Source organism: Flavobacterium terrisoli (assembly GCF_030167905.1).
GTDB classification, from domain to species: domain Bacteria; phylum Bacteroidota; class Bacteroidia; order Flavobacteriales; family Flavobacteriaceae; genus Flavobacterium; species Flavobacterium terrisoli.
The window spans coordinates 118133-135544 of record NZ_JARGNA010000003.1; the positions used below are offsets into that span (position 1 = coordinate 118133).

Annotated in this window: 31 protein-coding genes; 30 read left to right on the forward strand and 1 reads right to left on the reverse strand. The window is 36.8% G+C overall.

Annotated features, from left to right (window positions below; all coding sequences use genetic code 11):
- Nucleotides 1–29: 29 nt before the first annotated feature.
- Nucleotides 30–1697 carry a BamA/TamA family outer membrane protein gene (locus P1K33_RS04620; protein WP_284651723.1) on the reverse strand — a complete coding sequence of 556 codons (1668 nt, stop codon included), beginning with the start codon at nt 1695–1697 and terminating at the stop codon, nt 30–32.
- A gap of 182 nt (nt 1698–1879) precedes the next feature.
- On the opposite strand from P1K33_RS04620, the gene rpsL reads away from it, so the two are divergent.
- The 30 genes from rpsL to rpsD all read left to right on the forward strand — a co-directional run bounded on the left by rpsL (nt 1880) and on the right by rpsD (nt 17410).
- Entirely contained in the window at nt 1880–2263 is a 384-nt protein-coding gene (rpsL, locus tag P1K33_RS04625) for a 30S ribosomal protein S12 (protein WP_007136570.1), read from the forward strand.
- A gap of 24 nt (nt 2264–2287) precedes the next feature.
- Nucleotides 2288–2764, forward strand: coding sequence for a 30S ribosomal protein S7 (gene rpsG / locus P1K33_RS04630; protein ID WP_284651725.1), 477 nt, complete (start codon nt 2288–2290; stop codon nt 2762–2764).
- A 10-nt stretch (nt 2765–2774) separates the two neighbouring features.
- The gene (gene fusA / locus P1K33_RS04635) at nt 2775–4931 is read left to right on the forward strand and encodes an elongation factor G (RefSeq protein WP_284651726.1); all 2157 of its coding nucleotides are present in this window, start codon (nt 2775–2777) and stop codon (nt 4929–4931) included.
- An 11-nt stretch (nt 4932–4942) separates the two neighbouring features.
- On the forward strand, nt 4943–5248 hold the full coding sequence (gene rpsJ, locus P1K33_RS04640; protein WP_026710316.1) for a 30S ribosomal protein S10: 306 nt from the start codon (nt 4943–4945) through the stop codon (nt 5246–5248).
- 97 nt (nt 5249–5345) lie between these two features.
- Nucleotides 5346–5963 carry a 50S ribosomal protein L3 gene (gene rplC / locus P1K33_RS04645; protein ID WP_284651727.1) on the forward strand — a complete coding sequence of 206 codons (618 nt, stop codon included), beginning with the start codon at nt 5346–5348 and terminating at the stop codon, nt 5961–5963.
- Nucleotides 5963–6592, forward strand: coding sequence for a 50S ribosomal protein L4 (gene rplD / locus P1K33_RS04650; RefSeq protein ID WP_176305669.1), 630 nt, complete (start codon nt 5963–5965; stop codon nt 6590–6592). The genes rplC and rplD overlap by 1 nt, the downstream gene beginning before the upstream one ends.
- 6 nt (nt 6593–6598) lie before the next feature.
- Nucleotides 6599–6889 carry a 50S ribosomal protein L23 gene (gene rplW / locus P1K33_RS04655; protein WP_284651728.1) on the forward strand — a complete coding sequence of 97 codons (291 nt, stop codon included), beginning with the start codon at nt 6599–6601 and terminating at the stop codon, nt 6887–6889.
- A gap of 6 nt (nt 6890–6895) precedes the next feature.
- Nucleotides 6896–7720 (forward strand): 50S ribosomal protein L2, encoded by an 825-nt coding sequence (rplB, locus tag P1K33_RS04660; protein ID WP_284651729.1) that lies wholly within the window; start codon nt 6896–6898, stop codon nt 7718–7720.
- 10 nt (nt 7721–7730) lie between these two features.
- On the forward strand, nt 7731–8009 hold the full coding sequence (rpsS, locus tag P1K33_RS04665) for a 30S ribosomal protein S19 (protein WP_007136562.1): 279 nt from the start codon (nt 7731–7733) through the stop codon (nt 8007–8009).
- Nucleotides 8010–8015: 6 nt separating this feature from the next.
- Entirely contained in the window at nt 8016–8426 is a 411-nt protein-coding gene (gene rplV / locus P1K33_RS04670; protein WP_284651734.1) for a 50S ribosomal protein L22, read from the forward strand.
- A 5-nt stretch (nt 8427–8431) separates the two neighbouring features.
- A complete protein-coding gene (gene rpsC / locus P1K33_RS04675) occupies nt 8432–9181 on the forward strand; it encodes a 30S ribosomal protein S3 (protein WP_284651735.1) in 750 nt (249 codons plus the stop codon).
- Nucleotides 9182–9199: 18 nt separating this feature from the next.
- Nucleotides 9200–9625, forward strand: coding sequence for a 50S ribosomal protein L16 (gene rplP / locus P1K33_RS04680; protein ID WP_176305664.1), 426 nt, complete (start codon nt 9200–9202; stop codon nt 9623–9625).
- A 13-nt stretch (nt 9626–9638) separates the two neighbouring features.
- Nucleotides 9639–9830 (forward strand): 50S ribosomal protein L29, encoded by a 192-nt coding sequence (gene rpmC / locus P1K33_RS04685; RefSeq protein ID WP_284651736.1) that lies wholly within the window; start codon nt 9639–9641, stop codon nt 9828–9830.
- A gap of 15 nt (nt 9831–9845) precedes the next feature.
- Nucleotides 9846–10106 carry a 30S ribosomal protein S17 gene (gene rpsQ, locus P1K33_RS04690; protein ID WP_121312857.1) on the forward strand — a complete coding sequence of 87 codons (261 nt, stop codon included), beginning with the start codon at nt 9846–9848 and terminating at the stop codon, nt 10104–10106.
- Nucleotides 10107–10108: 2 nt separating this feature from the next.
- Complete coding sequence (rplN, locus tag P1K33_RS04695) at nt 10109–10477, forward strand: 50S ribosomal protein L14 (protein WP_007803649.1); 369 nt, start codon at nt 10109–10111, stop codon at nt 10475–10477.
- A gap of 12 nt (nt 10478–10489) precedes the next feature.
- The gene (rplX, locus tag P1K33_RS04700; protein WP_176305662.1) at nt 10490–10804 is read left to right on the forward strand and encodes a 50S ribosomal protein L24; all 315 of its coding nucleotides are present in this window, start codon (nt 10490–10492) and stop codon (nt 10802–10804) included.
- Nucleotides 10805–10806: 2 nt separating this feature from the next.
- Complete coding sequence (rplE, locus tag P1K33_RS04705) at nt 10807–11358, forward strand: 50S ribosomal protein L5 (RefSeq protein WP_284651737.1); 552 nt, start codon at nt 10807–10809, stop codon at nt 11356–11358.
- Nucleotides 11359–11361: 3 nt separating this feature from the next.
- Nucleotides 11362–11631, forward strand: coding sequence for a 30S ribosomal protein S14 (gene rpsN, locus P1K33_RS04710; protein ID WP_162126306.1), 270 nt, complete (start codon nt 11362–11364; stop codon nt 11629–11631).
- 104 nt (nt 11632–11735) lie between these two features.
- Complete coding sequence (gene rpsH / locus P1K33_RS04715; RefSeq protein ID WP_162126305.1) at nt 11736–12134, forward strand: 30S ribosomal protein S8; 399 nt, start codon at nt 11736–11738, stop codon at nt 12132–12134.
- 15 nt (nt 12135–12149) lie between these two features.
- Complete coding sequence (rplF, locus tag P1K33_RS04720) at nt 12150–12692, forward strand: 50S ribosomal protein L6 (RefSeq protein ID WP_284651738.1); 543 nt, start codon at nt 12150–12152, stop codon at nt 12690–12692.
- Nucleotides 12693–12703: 11 nt separating this feature from the next.
- Entirely contained in the window at nt 12704–13057 is a 354-nt protein-coding gene (gene rplR, locus P1K33_RS04725) for a 50S ribosomal protein L18 (RefSeq protein WP_284651739.1), read from the forward strand.
- Between the two features lie 3 nt (nt 13058–13060).
- The gene (gene rpsE, locus P1K33_RS04730) at nt 13061–13585 is read left to right on the forward strand and encodes a 30S ribosomal protein S5 (RefSeq protein WP_121312864.1); all 525 of its coding nucleotides are present in this window, start codon (nt 13061–13063) and stop codon (nt 13583–13585) included.
- A gap of 12 nt (nt 13586–13597) precedes the next feature.
- Nucleotides 13598–13780, forward strand: a complete 183-nt coding sequence (gene rpmD, locus P1K33_RS04735; protein ID WP_108902302.1) for a 50S ribosomal protein L30 — start codon at nt 13598–13600, stop codon at nt 13778–13780.
- 12 nt (nt 13781–13792) lie between these two features.
- The gene (rplO, locus tag P1K33_RS04740; protein WP_284651740.1) at nt 13793–14248 is read left to right on the forward strand and encodes a 50S ribosomal protein L15; all 456 of its coding nucleotides are present in this window, start codon (nt 13793–13795) and stop codon (nt 14246–14248) included.
- Nucleotides 14249–14259: 11 nt separating this feature from the next.
- Nucleotides 14260–15606, forward strand: coding sequence for a preprotein translocase subunit SecY (gene secY, locus P1K33_RS04745; protein ID WP_284651741.1), 1347 nt, complete (start codon nt 14260–14262; stop codon nt 15604–15606).
- Nucleotides 15607–15611: 5 nt separating this feature from the next.
- Nucleotides 15612–15827: a translation initiation factor IF-1 gene (gene infA, locus P1K33_RS04750; protein ID WP_008254466.1), complete on the forward strand. Its 216-nt coding sequence runs from the start codon at nt 15612–15614 to the stop codon at nt 15825–15827.
- 10 nt (nt 15828–15837) lie between these two features.
- A complete protein-coding gene (gene ykgO / locus P1K33_RS04755; protein ID WP_002987490.1) occupies nt 15838–15954 on the forward strand; it encodes a type B 50S ribosomal protein L36 in 117 nt (38 codons plus the stop codon).
- Between the two features lie 3 nt (nt 15955–15957).
- On the forward strand, nt 15958–16332 hold the full coding sequence (gene rpsM, locus P1K33_RS04760) for a 30S ribosomal protein S13 (RefSeq protein WP_171222661.1): 375 nt from the start codon (nt 15958–15960) through the stop codon (nt 16330–16332).
- 8 nt (nt 16333–16340) lie between these two features.
- The gene (gene rpsK, locus P1K33_RS04765; protein WP_133533891.1) at nt 16341–16724 is read left to right on the forward strand and encodes a 30S ribosomal protein S11; all 384 of its coding nucleotides are present in this window, start codon (nt 16341–16343) and stop codon (nt 16722–16724) included.
- Nucleotides 16725–16804: 80 nt separating this feature from the next.
- Nucleotides 16805–17410, forward strand: coding sequence for a 30S ribosomal protein S4 (gene rpsD, locus P1K33_RS04770; protein WP_284651743.1), 606 nt, complete (start codon nt 16805–16807; stop codon nt 17408–17410).
- The last annotated feature ends 2 nt before the right edge of the window (nt 17411–17412 follow it).

A 17412-nucleotide genomic window follows, 5' to 3' on the forward strand; every position in this document is an offset into this window, starting at 1 on the left:
TTAATTTTTATTGTTAAAGTTTTAAACATCTAAAAACTAGCTTTAAAGCTGATGTGGACTATTGAATTCGACAATTTTATGGCCTGATTATTTGTGCTTCCGTTGGCATAAACAATGTTGAATAATCCATTTTTTGATAACAGTCCAAAACCAAATCCGAGACCGAGAAGATTTACACGGCTATCGGTTGTTTCATCCTGTAAATAGCCATAGTCAAGGATGGAGTGCAGGTAAATTGTCGGGGCAAGGACATACCGGTATTCAGTAAGCAGTGAAGTAAAAGTGTTGCCCTGGAGACTGTTTTCATTAAAGCCGCGAATGGAGTTTATCCCGCCAAAACGTGAGAGCTCGTTTACAATGTACTTTTGGCTTTGCAAATAGAAATTTTGCGACTTGAGGTTGATGATGTTTTTTGGGTTGAGATATAAATTGTGTTTGAGGAACAAACTCCCAAAAAATTGATTGTCTGAAATGAGTTTTGAGCTTCTTTTTCCGGTTCCCAGTTTGAGTGTGAAAAAAGTTTTCTCCGGGAAAAGAAAGTCGTCGTTTTTGAAATCAACAAATTCCAACGCGGTGGTGATGTAGGAGTTGTCAAAATCACTCAGGTTGGTGGTGTTTGCATTTTGAATATCGCTCGATTCTGTGGATTGATATCCCAAATACAATCGAGTGTTATAGTTGAAGTAGTAACCGAGTTCTATGTTGGTTCGGGTATTTTGAAAAGTACTGTCCTGTTTGAAAATATTGAGTTCGGTTTTAAGGCCAATCGGGCTTTTGAACATATAAGGCAATTCCAATCCGAGATTGAACGTTTTTTGATCTTGTCCATCGCTTTTCCAGTACAATGAAAATTTTTCACCCGAGTTCAGAATGTTGATTAATGTTAAATCCACATAGCCGCTCAAAACCAGTTTGCTTTCTTCGTCATTGGTAAAACCGATATAACCGTCAAAAGAATTAGGTTTTGCTTTTTCCAGATACACATAAACCTTGGTCGAATCTTTGGTGAATAGAATTTCGGGATATTTGGTTTGTTTGACAAATCGAAATTTTTCGAAGTCGTTGTAGATTTTGTCCAGATTCTTTTGGTTGAAAACTTTATTGCGATACAAGCGAAGCATATTCTTTTTGTGACCCTGCGGAAATTTGTCATAACCATTAATGACAATGTCGTTGAGTTGTCTTTTGATTTCCTTGCTTATTGATAAATCGGCGACGATGGCATTGTCTTTATTTTGAATGTTGTTGAGCTTAACTCTCGCCATCGAAAAACCATTGCTCTCCAATTTCTTTAAAATGCTGTTGAGAAAAATATCTGCTTCCTCGAACGGAAGGTGCAAAGTATCGTTTTTGACGGTGTAATTTGCGGGTACATTTTCCTGATATTTTATACCTATATATATGCGCGCATAATTTATTTTTTTTCCAAGGCTGTATTTGAAGCAAAAAACACTGTCGCTTAGCTTGAAGTTTTCGGTGACATGACTGTTTAAATAGCCCTTTTTGGTGAGTCTTTCGTAAAAGGCATTGTTCTCCTCTGAAGCCGATTTATAGTTTGCATGTTTTTGGGTATAACCAATACTGTCGATTGTTCTGGTTTCCGACTCGTTTTGACCGATGATTTTCAGATAGAAATTTTGCGCTGAAGTATTCCAGCTGACGATAATTAGAAAAAAAAAGGTGAAAATCTTTTTCAACGACTAAAAAGTTTGGATAAAAATAACGCAAAAAATCCTTTTTTATTGTAGATAATCCAATCTAAAAACAATTTGTTTGAAAATTAATTAATTACGATTTGTTTCATTGAAAATAATTACTACATTTGCAACCCCTAAAAAAGGGGATTTTTAATAACATAAAGAAATTTTAGTATTTAATTATGCCAACAATTCAACAATTAGTAAGAACAGGAAGAACTCAAATCACTAAGAAGAGTAAATCGGTTGCTTTAGATTCTTGTCCTCAAAGAAGAGGTGTTTGTACGCGTGTTTACACTACTACTCCGAAAAAACCAAATTCAGCGATGCGTAAAGTAGCGCGTGTACGTTTGACTAACGGAAACGAGGTAAATGCATACATCCCTGGAGAAGGACACAATCTACAAGAGCACTCGATAGTATTAGTGCGAGGCGGAAGGGTAAAAGATTTACCAGGAGTTAGATACCACATTGTGCGTGGTGCGCTTGATACATCAGGTGTAGCAGGAAGAACACAAAGAAGATCTAAGTACGGTGCTAAACGCCCAAAAGAAGCTAAAAAGTAATTTTAAAACTTTTAAAGAAAAGACATGAGAAAAAGAGCGGCAAAGAAAAGACCACTTTTACCAGATCCAAGGTTTAACGATCAATTGGTAACACGTTTTGTAAACAACTTAATGTGGGATGGTAAGAAATCAACAGCTTTTAAAGTATTCTATGATGCAATTGATATCGTAGAAACGAAAAAGAACAATGATGAAAAATCATCATTAGAAGTTTGGAAAGATGCTTTAACAAACGTTATGCCTCACGTAGAAGTACGTAGTCGCAGAGTAGGTGGAGCTACATTCCAGATTCCAATGCAAATCAGACCGGACAGAAAAATTTCTATGGCTATGAAGTGGATGATACTTTATGCAAGAAGAAGAAACGAAAAGTCAATGGCTGGTAAATTAGCCTCAGAAATCTTAGCTGCGGCTAAAGAAGAAGGTGCTGCTGTTAAAAAGAGAATGGATACTCACAAAATGGCAGAAGCAAACAAAGCATTCTCTCACTTTAGATTTTAATATTTAAGAAATGGCTAGAGATTTAAAATTTACAAGAAACATCGGAATTGCTGCTCACATTGATGCTGGTAAAACAACAACAACGGAGCGTATATTATTCTATACCGGAAAATCACACAAAATTGGTGAGGTGCACGATGGTGCTGCAACAATGGACTGGATGGCACAGGAGCAGGAAAGAGGTATTACCATTACTTCTGCTGCTACAACTTGTGAGTGGAGTTTTCCAACTGAACAAGGTAAACCATTACCAGAATCACAAGCTTACCACTTTAACATTATTGATACTCCGGGACACGTTGACTTTACCGTAGAGGTAAACCGTTCATTGCGTGTATTGGATGGGTTGGTTTTCTTATTTAGTGCTGTTGATGGTGTTGAGCCACAATCAGAAACTAACTGGAGATTAGCTGATCAATACAGAGTTCCACGTATGGGATTCGTAAACAAAATGGACCGTCAAGGTTCTAACTTCTTGGCAGTTTGTCAACAAGTTAGAGATATGTTGAAATCAAATGCAGTAGCAATCACTTTACCAATCGGTGAAGAGAATGATTTCAAAGGGGTGGTTGATTTAGTAAAAAACCAAGCTATCGTTTGGCATGATGCAACTCAAGGGGCAACTTTTGACGTTATTGACATTCCTGCTGATATGGTTGCTGAAGTTAAAGAATACAGAGACATCCTTATTGAAGCAGTAGCGGATTATGATGAAAACTTACTTGATAAATACATGGAAGATCCAGAATCTATCACGGAAGAGGAAATCAACAACGCTTTAAGAGCTGCTACAATGGATATGGCTATCATTCCGATGATTGCCGGTTCTTCATTCAAAAACAAAGGTGTTCAATTTATGTTGGATGCTGTATGTAAATATTTACCATCTCCTTTAGATAAAGAAGGTATCCAAGGTATTCACCCTGATGATGCTGATTTATTAGAAGAAGATCAAAAGAAAATTTTACGTCGTCCTGATGTAAAAGAGCCGTTCGCAGCTTTGGCATTTAAAATCGCTACTGACCCTTATGTTGGTCGTTTGGCTTTCTTCCGTGCTTATTCAGGTCGTTTAGATGCTGGTTCATACATCTTGAACACTCGTTCAGGAAACAAAGAAAGAATTTCTCGTATCTACCAAATGCACGCTAACAAGCAAAACCCAATCGAGTACATCGAGGCAGGTGATATTGGAGCAGCGGTTGGATTTAAGGATATCAAGACTGGAGATACCATGTGTGACGAAAAACACCCAATCATTCTTGAGTCAATGAAATTCCCTGCACCGGTAATTGGTATCGCTATCGAGCCAAAAACTAAAGCAGACGTTGATAAAATGGGTATGGCTTTGGCAAAATTAGCTGAAGAAGATCCAACGTTTACAGTAAGAACAGACGAGGCTTCAGGTCAAACGATTATTTCAGGTATGGGTGAGTTACACTTAGACATCCTTGTAGATCGTATGAAACGTGAATTCAAAGTTGAAGTGAACCAAGGTGAGCCTCAAGTAGAGTACAAAGAAGCTTTCACAAAATCTGCTCAACACAGAGAAACCTATAAAAAACAATCTGGAGGTCGTGGTAAATTCGGTGATATCGTATTTAGACTTGAGCCTGCTGATGAAGTTGACGGAAAAGTGCCGGTTGGATTACAGTTCGTTAACGAGGTAAAAGGTGGAAACGTTCCTAAAGAATATATTCCTTCTGTAGAGAAAGGTTTCAGAGAAGCAATGAAAACTGGTCCATTAGCTGGATACCAAGTGGATAGCTTAAAAGTAACTTTATTGGATGGATCTTTCCACCCGGTAGATTCTGATGCACTTTCTTTCGAGTTGGCTGCTAAAATGGGATACAAAGAAGTAGCGAAAGCTGCCGGAGCTGTAATCCTTGAGCCAATCATGAAAATGGAAGTAATTACTCCGGAAGAAAACATGGGAGATATCGTTGGTGATATTAACCGTCGTAGAGGTCAAGTAAATGACATGGGAGACAGAGCTGGTGCTAAAACCATCAAAGCTAACGTGCCATTATCTGAAATGTTTGGTTATGTAACAACCTTAAGAACATTGTCTTCAGGTAGAGCAACTTCTACAATGGAATTCTCTCACTACGAGCAAACTCCTTCAAACATTTCTGAAGAAGTAATCAAAAAAGCAAAAGGTAACGCTTAATTTTTATCAAGATGAGTCAAAAAATTAGAATAAAATTAAAGTCTTACGATCACATGTTGGTTGATAAATCAGCAGAGAAAATCGTAAAAACTGTGAAAAGCACAGGTGCTGTTGTAACAGGTCCAATTCCGTTACCAACTCACAAAAAAATATTTACTGTATTACGTTCTCCACACGTTAACAAAAAAGCGAGAGAGCAGTTTGAGGTAAGTTCATACAAAAGATTACTAGACATCTATAGTTCTTCATCGAAAACTATCGATGCTTTAATGAAACTTGAATTGCCAAGTGGAGTTGAAGTAGAAATCAAAGTGTGATAAAACAATTTTCTGAAATGAGTATCAGGAGTAAAATTATTCCTGATACTTATTTCTTTATCAAAAAGTAAACAAGTAATAATTAAATAAGTTTAATATGTCTGGGTTAATTGGAAGAAAAATCGGCATGACCAGTATTTTCGACGAGAACGGGAAAAACATTCCTTGTACGGTAATCGAAGCTGGCCCTTGTGTCGTTACCCAAGTCAGAACCAATGAGGTTGACGGGTATTCAGCTCTTCAACTTGGTTTCGATGACAAAGGAGAAAAACACGCAACTAAAGCTGACTTAGGTCACTTTAAAAAAGCGGGTACTTCTGCTAAGAAAAAAGTCGTTGAATTCCAAGGATTTGAAGAAAATTACAAATTAGGTGATAACATCACTGTGGAAGTATTCAGCGAAGGAGAATTTGTTGATGTACAAGGTGTATCAAAAGGAAAAGGTTTCCAAGGGGTTGTAAAACGTCACGGTTTTGGTGGTGTTGGACAAGCTACTCACGGACAACACAACCGTTTGAGAGCGCCAGGTTCTGTAGGAGCATCTTCTTATCCATCACGTGTATTCAAAGGAATGCGTATGGCCGGAAGAATGGGAGGTGATAATGTAAAAGTACAAAATCTTAGAGTTTTAAAAGTAGTGGCTGAAAAGAACCTACTTGTAGTTAAGGGAGCAATTCCTGGACACAAAAACTCTTACGTAATCATTCAGAAGTAATGGAAGTAAAAGTTTTAGATATCAACGGAAAAGATACTGGAAGAAAAGTTCAACTTTCTGATTCAGTATTCGGCATTGAGCCAAATAATCACGCAGTATATCTTGATGTTAAGCAATACTTAGCAAATCAAAGACAAGGAACGCACAAAGCCAAAGAAAGAGCTGAAGTTGCAGGTTCTACGCGTAAGATTAAAAAACAAAAAGGTACAGGTACTGCACGTGCAGGATCTAAAAAGAGTCCATTGTTCAAAGGAGGAGGAACAGTATTCGGTCCAAGACCAAGAAGCTATTCTTTCAAATTGAACAAAACAGTAAAAAGATTAGCGAGAAAATCTGCTTTCTCTTTAAAGGTTAAAGAATCAAATTTAGTAGTAGTGGAAGATTTCAATTTCGAAGCGCCAAACACTAAAAATTTCATTAACGTTTTGAAAGCATTAGGATTAGAAAACAAAAAATCTTTGTTTGTGTTGGGTGAATCAAATAAAAATGTATATTTGTCGTCACGCAATTTGAAAGCTTCTAGCGTTGTAACTAACTCAGAATTAAGCACTTACGCAATTTTAAACGCGAATAATTTAGTGTTATCTGAAGGTTCTTTAGAAGGAATTGTTGAAAATTTAAGCAAATAACAGGCCATGAGTATCATAATTAAACCTATCATAACAGAAAAAATCACCAAAGAAGGTGAGGTTTTCAATCGTTTTGGTTTTGTTGTTGACAAAAAAGCCAACAAAGTTCAAATTAAGAAAGCTGTAGAAGCTGCTTATGGAATTACTGTTGTTGATGTGAACACAATGAACTACAGAGCTGACAGATCTACTAAATATACAAAAAGTGGTTTGATCAGTGGTAAAACGAACAGCTACAAAAAAGCTATCGTTCAAGTACAAGAAGGAGAAACAATAGATTTTTATAATAATATCTAATAGAAAATGTCAGTTAGAAAATTAAAACCTATTACCCCTGGTCAGCGTTTTAGAGTTGTGAATGGTTTTGACGCCATCACGACTGATAAGCCGGAGCGTTCATTGATCGCACCGATAAAAAACTCAGGTGGTAGAAATAGTCAAGGAAAAATGACCATGCGTTATACAGGCGGTGGTCACAAACAAAGGTATCGTATCATTGATTTCAAAAGAACTAAAGTTGGAATTCCGGCTACAGTGAAATCAATCGAGTATGATCCAAACAGAACTGCTTTTATCGCATTATTGTGGTATGCTGATGGAGAGAAAACGTATATCGTTGCTCAAAACGGTCTGCAAGTAGGACAAACAGTTGTATCTGGTGAAGGTGCAGCTCCTGAAATCGGAAACACTTTGCCTTTGAGCAAAATTCCATTGGGAACTGTAATTTCTTGTATTGAATTACGCCCGGGGCAAGGAGCTACTATTGCTAGAAGTGCAGGAACTTTTGCTCAGTTAATGGCAAGAGATGGTAAATATGCAACAATTAAAATGCCGTCAGGAGAAACAAGATTGATCTTGTTGACTTGTTCAGCTACAATTGGAGCAGTATCTAACTCTGACCACCAATTAATCGTATCTGGTAAAGCAGGTAGATCAAGATGGTTAGGTAGAAGACCAAGAACAAGACCGGTAGCGATGAACCCTGTCGATCACCCAATGGGTGGTGGTGAAGGACGTTCTTCTGGAGGTCACCCACGTTCTAGAAAAGGTCTACCAGCTAAAGGTTACAGAACTCGTTCAAAAGTTAACCCGAGCAACAAGTATATTGTAGAACGCAGAAAGAAATAATTAGATAGACATGGCACGTTCATTAAAAAAAGGACCATTTGTTCACTATAAATTAGATAAAAAAGTTCAGGAGAATATCGCTGGAGGAAATAAAGGAGTTGTTAAGACCTGGTCTAGAGCTTCTATGATTACACCAGATTTCGTTGGACAAACTATCGCAGTTCACAATGGTCGTCAATTTGTTCCGGTTTATGTAACTGAGAACATGGTAGGACACAAATTAGGAGAGTTTTCACCAACAAGATCTTTTAGAGGTCATGCTGGAGCAAAAAATAAAGGTAAAAAATAAGAAGCAATGGGAGTTCGTAAAAGAGAATCAGCAGACGCAAGAAAAGAGGCTAATAAGTCTATAGCTTTTGCTAAATTAAATAACTGCCCTACTTCACCTAGAAAAATGCGCTTAGTAGCAGACTTGGTAAGAGGTCAGAAAGTGGAAAGAGCTTTAAATATATTAAGATTTAGCTCAAAAGAAGCTTCAAGAAAGTTAGAAAAACTTTTGTTATCTGCAATCAACAATTGGGAGCAGAAAAATGCAGAAGGTAATGTAGCTGAAGCAGGCTTAATTGTAAAAGAAATCCGTGTAGACGGTGGAATGATGTTGAAAAGACTTCGTCCAGCGCCACAAGGAAGAGCACACAGAATTAGAAAACGTTCTAACCACGTTACAATCGTATTAGGACAATTAGATAACACACAAGCAAATTAATTAAGATGGGACAAAAGACAAATCCAATTGGAAACAGACTTGGGATCATCAGAGGATGGGATTCAAACTGGTATGGTGGAAATGATTACGGTGACAAAATCGCTGAGGATTATAAAATCAGAAAGTATATCCACGCTCGTTTATCAAAAGCTAGTGTATCAAAAGTAATCATCGAGAGAACTTTGAAACTTGTAACCGTTACTATCACTACTGCAAGACCAGGTATCATTATCGGGAAAGGCGGACAAGAGGTAGACAAGTTGAAAGAAGAACTTAAGAAAGTTACTGACAAAGAGGTTCAAATCAACATCTTTGAAATCAAAAGACCTGAGTTAGACGCTTACTTAGTTGCAACTAGCATCGCTCGTCAAATCGAAAGCCGTATTTCATACAGAAGAGCTATTAAAATGGCTATCGCAGCAGCAATGCGTATGAATGCAGAAGGTATTAAGGTTTTGATTTCTGGTCGTTTGAACGGAGCTGAAATGGCACGTTCAGAGCAATTCAAAGAAGGAAGAATTCCTCTATCAACTTTCAGAGCCGATATTGATTATGCTTTGGGTGAAGCTCACACTACTTATGGTAGAATGGGTATCAAAGTATGGATCATGAAAGGTGAGGTTTATGGAAAAAGAGATCTTTCTCCTCTTGTAGGCATGGACAAAAAACAAGCCGGTCAAGGTGGTGGAAAAGGAAATGATGCTCCACGTAGTGGAAAATCAAATGGAAAACCAGGACCTCGTAAAAGAAAGTAAATTTTAAACTAAAGAAAAATGTTACAGCCTAAAAGAACAAAATACCGTAAGGTACAGAAGGGTAGAATGAAAGGCGTTTCTCAAAGAGGACACGAGCTTTCTAATGGAATGTTTGGAATTAAATCAGTACATGAAAATGGAATGTTCTTAACTTCACGTCAAATCGAAGCTGCGCGTATTGCTGCAACTCGTTTTATGAAAAGAGAGGGACAATTATGGATTAAAATATTTCCAGATAAACCTATCACCAAAAAACCTCTAGAGGTACGTATGGGTAAAGGTAAAGGAGCGGTCGAATATTGGGCTGCTGTTGTAAAACCAGGAAAAATTATGTTTGAAGTTGGTGGAGTTCCACTTTCTGTTGCAAAAGAGGCTTTGCGTCTTGCCGCTCAAAAACTTCCTGTAAAAACTAAGTTTGTCGTTGCTAGAGATTTCGAAGCATAATCTAAAATTAATTATGAAACAATCAGAAATTATCAATCTATCCGCAGCTGAGTTGCAAGTGAAACTTACTGAGTTGAGAAAAGCCTATATGGATTTAAGATCTGCACACGCTATTTCTCCAATTGCCAATCCACTTCAAATTAGAAGTGCTAGAAGAGCGGTTGCTAGAGTAGCAACAGAGCTAACTAAAAGAGAGTTACAATAATTGTATTCTGCTAAAATGGAAGATAAAAGAAATTTAAGAAAAGAAAGAATTGGTGTTGTTACGTCAAACAAAATGGACAAGTCTATTGTTGTGGCACAAGTAACCAGAGTAAAACACCCGTTATACGGTAAGTTCGTGTTAAAAACTAAAAAGTTTCATGCACACGACGAAACAAATGACTGTAACATCGGAGATACAGTAAAGATCATGGAAACAAGACCTTTATCTAAAACCAAATGTTGGAGACTAGTTGAAATCATTGAAAGAGCTAAGTAATTATGGTACAACAGGAATCGAGATTAAAAGTAGCAGATAACACAGGAGCAAAAGAAGTTTTGACTATCCGTGTTTTAGGAGGAACGAAACGTCGTTATGCCTCTGTTGGAGATAAAATTGTAGTGTCAATAAAAGATGCAACACCAAACGGAAACGTGAAAAAAGGTGCTGTTTCTACTGCAGTTGTTGTACGTACCAAAAAAGAAGTGAGAAGAGCCGATGGTTCTTATATCCGTTTCGACGATAATGCATGTGTTCTTTTGAACGCTGCAGGTGAGATGAGAGGAACACGTGTTTTTGGTCCGGTTGCAAGAGAACTTCGTGAAAAACAATTCATGAAAATTGTATCATTAGCACCAGAAGTGCTTTAATTCGTTAGTAAGATGATAAAGCTAAAAATAAAATCAGGAGACACAGTAACTGTTATCGCAGGGGACCACAAAGGAACTGAAGGTAAAGTGTTGCGTGTTGACCGTGAGAAAAACAAAGCAATCGTTGAAGGTGTAAACATGGTTTCGAAACATACAAAACCAAGTGCAAAAAACCCTCAAGGAGGAATTGTTAAGAAAGAAGCTCCTATTCACATTTCAAACTTGGCTTTGGTAGATCCAAAATCTAAAAAAGCAACCAAAGTTGGAATCAAGACAGAAGGAGATAAGAAAGTGAGATTTTCAAAAAAATCTAATCAAGTATTATAGTTATGGCCTATACACCTAGACTTAAGCAAGAATATAAGGACAGAGTAATTGCTGCCCTTAAAGAAGAATTCGGTTATAAAAACGTTATGCAAGTTCCAAGATTGGAAAAAATCGTTTTAAGCCGTGGAGTTGGAGCAGCAGTATCTGATAAAAAACTAGTTGACTATGCAGTTGATGAGTTGACTAAAGTTACTGGACAAAAAGCAGTATCTACAATCTCTAAGAAAGACGTTGCGTCTTTCAAATTGAGAAAAGGTATGCCAATTGGTGCTAAAGTAACTCTTAGAGGAGAAAGAATGTATGAGTTTTTAGATAGACTTATCACGTCATCTTTACCACGTGTAAGAGATTTTAATGGTATCAAAGCTACTGGTTTTGACGGAAGAGGAAACTACAACCTGGGTGTTACTGAACAAATCATTTTCCCTGAAATTGATATTGATAAAGTAAATAAAATCTCAGGATTGGATATTACGTTTGTAACTTCTGCAAACACAGATAAAGAAGCAAAGTCATTATTGGCTGAATTAGGTTTACCTTTTAAAAAGAATTAAGACATGGCTAAAGAATCAATGAAAGCCCGTGAGGTTAAGAGAGAAAAAACGGTAGCAAAGTACGCTGAGAAAAGAAAAGCTTTATTAGAAGCCGGAGATTACGAAGGGTTACAAAAATTACCAAAAAATGCTTCACCAGTTCGTATGCACAATCGTTGCAAATTAACAGGTAGACCAAGAGGGTACATGAGACAATTCGGTATTTCACGTGTAACATTCCGTGAAATGGCTAATCAAGGATTAATCCCGGGAGTTAAAAAAGCTTCTTGGTAATCTCGCAATAAGTTATTACTTTTGCAAACCAAAAAATAATTTTAATTGGTTAAAGGTTCATTTGGTGAGTACCTCTTGAAAACCATAACCGCAAATTTATACATATGTATACAGATCCAATTGCAGATTATCTTACGAGAGTTAGAAATGCAGTGATGGCTAACCACAAAGTGGTTGAAATCCCGGCTTCGAACTTGAAAAAGGAAATCACAAAGATTTTATTCGATCAAGGATATATCTTAAGTTACAAATTTGATGACAGTTCTGTTCAAGGAACGATCAAAATCGCTTTGAAGTATGATAAAGATACTAAAGAGTCTGTAATTAAAGATATCCAAAGAATTAGTAAACCAGGTTTACGTAAATATGCAGGTGCATCAAAATTGCCTAGAATCCTTAACGGATTAGGAATTGCTATTGTTTCAACTTCAAAAGGTTTAATGACCGGGAAACAAGCTAAGCAATTAAATGTTGGTGGAGAAGTAATTTGTTACGTATACTAATAAAACAGTTAAACAATGTCAAGAATAGGTAAAAATCCAATTTCAATTCCTGCTGGTGTAACTGTCGAAGTTAGTGAAACAGTAATTACAGTAAAAGGAAAATTAGGTCAACTTACACAAGATTACGCAGACGTAACTGTAAAAGTTGAAGAAGGTCAACTAGTAGTAGAAAGACCATCTGATAGTAAAGATCATAGAGCAAAACACGGATTATACAGATCATTAATCAACAACATGATTGTGGGTGTGTCTGAAGGGTTTACAAAAGAATTAGAATTGGTTGGAGTAGGTTACAGAGCCTCAAACCAAGGACAAAAATTAGACTTAGCATTAGGTTTCTCTCACAATATCGTTTTAGAAGTTGCTCCAGAAGTAAAACTAGAAACAATCTCTGAGAAAGGTAAAAACCCAATCGTGAAGTTGACATCTTACGACAAACAATTAATCGGACAAATCGCTGCGAAAATCAGAGGTTTCCGTAAGCCAGAACCTTACAAAGGAAAAGGAGTTAAGTTTGTTGGTGAAGTATTAAGAAGAAAAGCAGGTAAATCAGCGTAAAAATTAGCATTATGTCATTAACAAAAACTGAAAGAAGACAAAGAATTAAATTCAGAATCAGAAAGATTGTTAGCGGAACAACTGCTAAACCAAGATTATCTGTATTCAGAAGTAATAAAGAAATCTATGCACAACTAATTGATGATGTGAATGGAGTTACTTTATTGGCTGCTTCATCAAAAGATAAAGGAGTAGATATTAAAGGTACAAACGTAGAAATCGCTGCAGCAGTTGGAAAACTAGCAGCTGAAAAAGCGTTAAAAGCCGGGATAACTGAAGTAACTTTCGACAGAGGAGGATACTTGTACCACGGTCGTATTAAATCATTAGCAGAAGGCGCAAGAGCCGCTGGACTTAAATTCTAATATATTATGTCTAAATACAAAAATGTAGAATTAGTAAAACCTAGTGGTCTTGAATTAAAAGATCGTCTGGTAAGTGTAAATCGTGTTACTAAAGTAACAAAAGGAGGTAGAGCTTTCGGCTTTTCTGCTATTGTTGTGGTAGGTGATGAAAACGGTGTAGTAGGTCACGGATTAGGAAAATCTAAAGATGTTTCTGAAGCTATTGCTAAAGCAGTAGAAGATGCAAAGAAAAACTTGGTTAGAATTCCTTTGAGCGGTCAATCTGTACCTCACGAACAAAAAGGAAAATTTGGTGGAGCAGCAGTATTTTTGATGCCTGCATCTCACGGTACCGGAGTAATCGCTGGTGGAGCTGTTCGTTCAGTTCTTGAGTCGGTTGGTATCCACGATGTATTGTCAAAATCACAAGGTTCATCAAATCCGCACAACGTGGTAAAAGCAACTTTTGATGCTTTATTGCAAATGAGAAGTGCTGTTACTGTTGCAAAACAAAGAGGTATTTCTTTAGAAAAAGTTTTTAAAGGTTAATTCAAGGAAAACATGGCAAAATTATTAGTAAAACAAGTTAGAAGCAAAATCAACTGTCCACTTACACAAAAAAGAGGATTAGAAGCTTTAGGTCTTCGTAAAATGGGCCAAGTTGTAGAGCATGAATCAAATCCTGCTATCCTTGGAATGATAAATAAAGTTAAACACTTAGTTTCCGTTGAGGAAGTTAAATAACAAATCATAGTTATGAATTTAAGTAACTTACAACCTGCTGAAGGTTCTACACACAATCAAAACAAAAGATTAGGTAGAGGAGAAGGTTCTGGTAAAGGTGGTACCGCTGCACGTGGTCACAAAGGAGCTAAGTCTCGTTCTGGTTATTCTAAAAAGATTGGTTTTGAAGGAGGTCAGATGCCACTTCAAAGACGTGTGCCTAAGTTTGGTTTCACAAACATCAACCGTAAAGAATATCAAGGTGTTAATCTTGATGCGCTTCAGTTATTAGTGGATAACGGAACTGTTACCAATAATACTGTAGATTTTACAGTATTGGTAGAAAACCGTTTGGCTACTAAAAACGAATTGGTTAAGATTTTAGGAAGAGGAGAATTAAAAGCAAAATTAACAGTAACTGCTCACAAATTTACTGCTACTGCAAAAGCGGCTATTGAAGCGGCTGGTGGAGAAGCTGTAACCTTATAATTAATAGAACAATGAAGAAATTTTTTGAATCATTACATAATGTTTGGAAAATAGAAGAACTAAAAAACAGAATCTTGGTAACTCTTGGTCTGTTATTGGTTTATAGATTTGGAGCGCACGTTACTCTTCCGGGAATTGATGCTACACAATTAGAAAACTTAGCTGGTCAAACAGACCAAGGGATTGGATCAATCCTTGACATGTTTACCGGTGGAGCTTTTTCTAAAGCGTCTGTTTTTGCGTTAGGTATTATGCCTTACATTTCGGCTTCAATTGTTGTTCAATTAATGGGTATCGCTATTCCTTATTTGCAAAAATTGCAAAAAGATGGCGAGAGCGGCAGAAAAAGATTGAATCAAATTACCAGATGGTTAACCATCGCGATTACTTTGGTACAAGGTCCTGGTTATATCTATAACCTTTATAGTACTTTGCCACCAAGCGCATTCCTTTTAGGATTTGATTCATTCCAATTCTTGTTCTCTTCAGTATTAATTCTAACTACAGGTACAATATTCGCTATGTGGTTAGGTGAAAAAATTACAGATAAAGGTATTGGTAATGGTATTTCACTATTGATTATGGTGGGAATTCTTGCCAGATTGCCTCAAGCTTTATACCAAGAGTTTGCTTCAAAACTATCTGGTCAAACCGTTGGTGGACCGATGTTATTAGTAATTGAAGTAATCGTTTGGTTGTTAATTATCATTGCTTGTGTTCTATTGGTAATGGCTGTAAGAAGAATCCCGGTACAATACGCCCGTCGTACAACAGCCGGTGATTTTGAGCAAGATTCTTTAGGAGGAAACAGACAGTGGATTCCGTTAAAATTGAATTCTGCAGGAGTTATGCCAATCATCTTCGCACAAGCGATTATGTTTATTCCGGCAGCAGTAGCAGGACTTTCAAAATCTGAAACGTCTCAGTCTATCGCAGGTACTTTTAGTAACATGTTCGGATTTTGGTACAACTTCGTATTTGCAATGTTGATTTTGATATTCACATTCTTCTACACTGCAATTACAGTTCCAACAAACAAAATGGCCGATGATTTAAAAAGAAGTGGTGGTTTTATTCCAGGTATCAAACCAGGAGTTGAAACGGCTGACTTCTTAGATAGAATCATGTCTCTTATAACATTCCCTGGTTCGTTATTTTTAGCATTAATCGCTGTGTTCCCAGCAATTGTTGTTAGTCTTAATGTACAACAATCTTGGGCTATGTTCTATGGTGGTACTTCATTAATCATTATGGTTGGTGTTGCTATCGATACTATTCAACAAATAAATTCTTATTTATTGAATAAACACTATGACGGATTGATGAAAAGTGGTAAAAATAGAAAAGCAGTAGCTTAATTTTTATGGCAAAACAATCAGCAATAGAACAAGACGGAACGATCATTGAAGCATTATCAAATGCGATGTTTCGTGTAGAATTAGAAAATGGACATATTGTGATTGCTCACATCTCCGGTAAAATGCGTATGCATTACATCAAATTGTTACCTGGTGACAAAGTGAAACTGGAAATGAGCCCTTACGATTTGTCAAAAGCAAGAATTACTTATAGATACTAAAGCTACTAATATGAAAGTAAGAGCATCAGTTAAAAAAAGAAGTGCCGAGTGCATTATCGTACGTCGCAAAGGCAGATTGTACGTGATTAATAAAAAGAATCCTAGATTTAAACAAAGACAAGGATAAGTTATGGCAAGAATAGCAGGGGTAGACATCCCAAAAAACAAAAGAGGAGTTATCGCTTTAACCTACATCTTCGGAGTAGGCAGAAGTAGAGCTATTGAGATTTTAGAAAAAGCTCAAGTAAGCCAAGATAAAAAAGTTCAAGATTGGAATGATGACGAAATCGGAGGAATCCGTGACGCGGTATCATACTACAAAATTGAAGGTGAGCTTCGTTCAGAAGTTTCATTGCACATCAAACGTTTAATGGATATTGGATGTTATAGAGGTATCCGTCACAGATCTGGTCTTCCGTTAAGAGGACAAAGAACTAAGAACAACTCTAGAACAAGAAAAGGTAAAAGAAAAACTGTTGCTAACAAGAAAAAAGCAACTAAATAATAAATAGTATGGCTAAAACGACTGCAAAAAAACGTAAAGTTATCGTTGAATCAACGGGTGAAGCTCATATTAATGCAACCTTTAATAACATCATCATTTCGTTAACAAACAAAAAAGGTGAAGTTATTTCTTGGTCTTCAGCCGGTAAAATGGGCTTTAGAGGTTCTAAAAAGAACACTCCATACGCAGCTCAAATGGCAGCAGAAGATTGTGGAAAGGTAGCTTTAGAAGCTGGTCTTAAAAAAGTAAAAGTTTATGTAAAAGGACCGGGTAACGGACGTGAGTCTGCTATCAGATCTATTCATAATTCAGGAATTGAAGTAACAGAAATCATTGACGTTACTCCAATGCCACACAACGGATGTCGTCCTCCTAAAAGACGTAGAGTATAATTATAGTATAATCAAGATAGAATAAAGATTATCGAAGGATTCGACCTGAATTCATAATCTCTATCTTAAAACAATTTAAAATGGCAAGATATACTGGTCCAAGTACAAGAATCGCCCGTAAGTTTGGCGAAGCAATTTTCGGAGAAGACAAAGCCTTCGAAAAAAGAAATTATCCTCCTGGACAACACGGGATGGCTAAAAAAAGAGGTAAAAAATCTGAGTATGCTGTTCAGTTAATGGAAAAGCAAAAAGCAAAATACACTTATGGTATTTTGGAAAAACAATTCAGAAACCTTTTCGAAAAAGCAGCAGCTTCTAAAGGTGTAACAGGTGAAATCCTTTTACAATTATGCGAAGCTCGTTTAGATAACGTTGTATTCAGAATGGGAATTGCACCTTCAAGAAGAGCTGCAAGACAAATCGTTTCTCACCGTCACATCACTGTGAACGGAGAATTAGTAAACATCCCATCTTACCACTTAAAAGCTGGTGACAAAGTTGCTGTTCGTGAAAAATCTAAATCTGTTGAAGCTATCGAGCGTTCATTAGCCAATTCTTCTCACGTATATGAGTGGATCACTTGGAATAATGACACTAAAGAAGGAACTTTCGTTTCTGTTCCTCAAAGACTTCAAATTCCAGAAAATATTAAAGAACAATTAATCGTAGAGTTGTACAACAAATAATA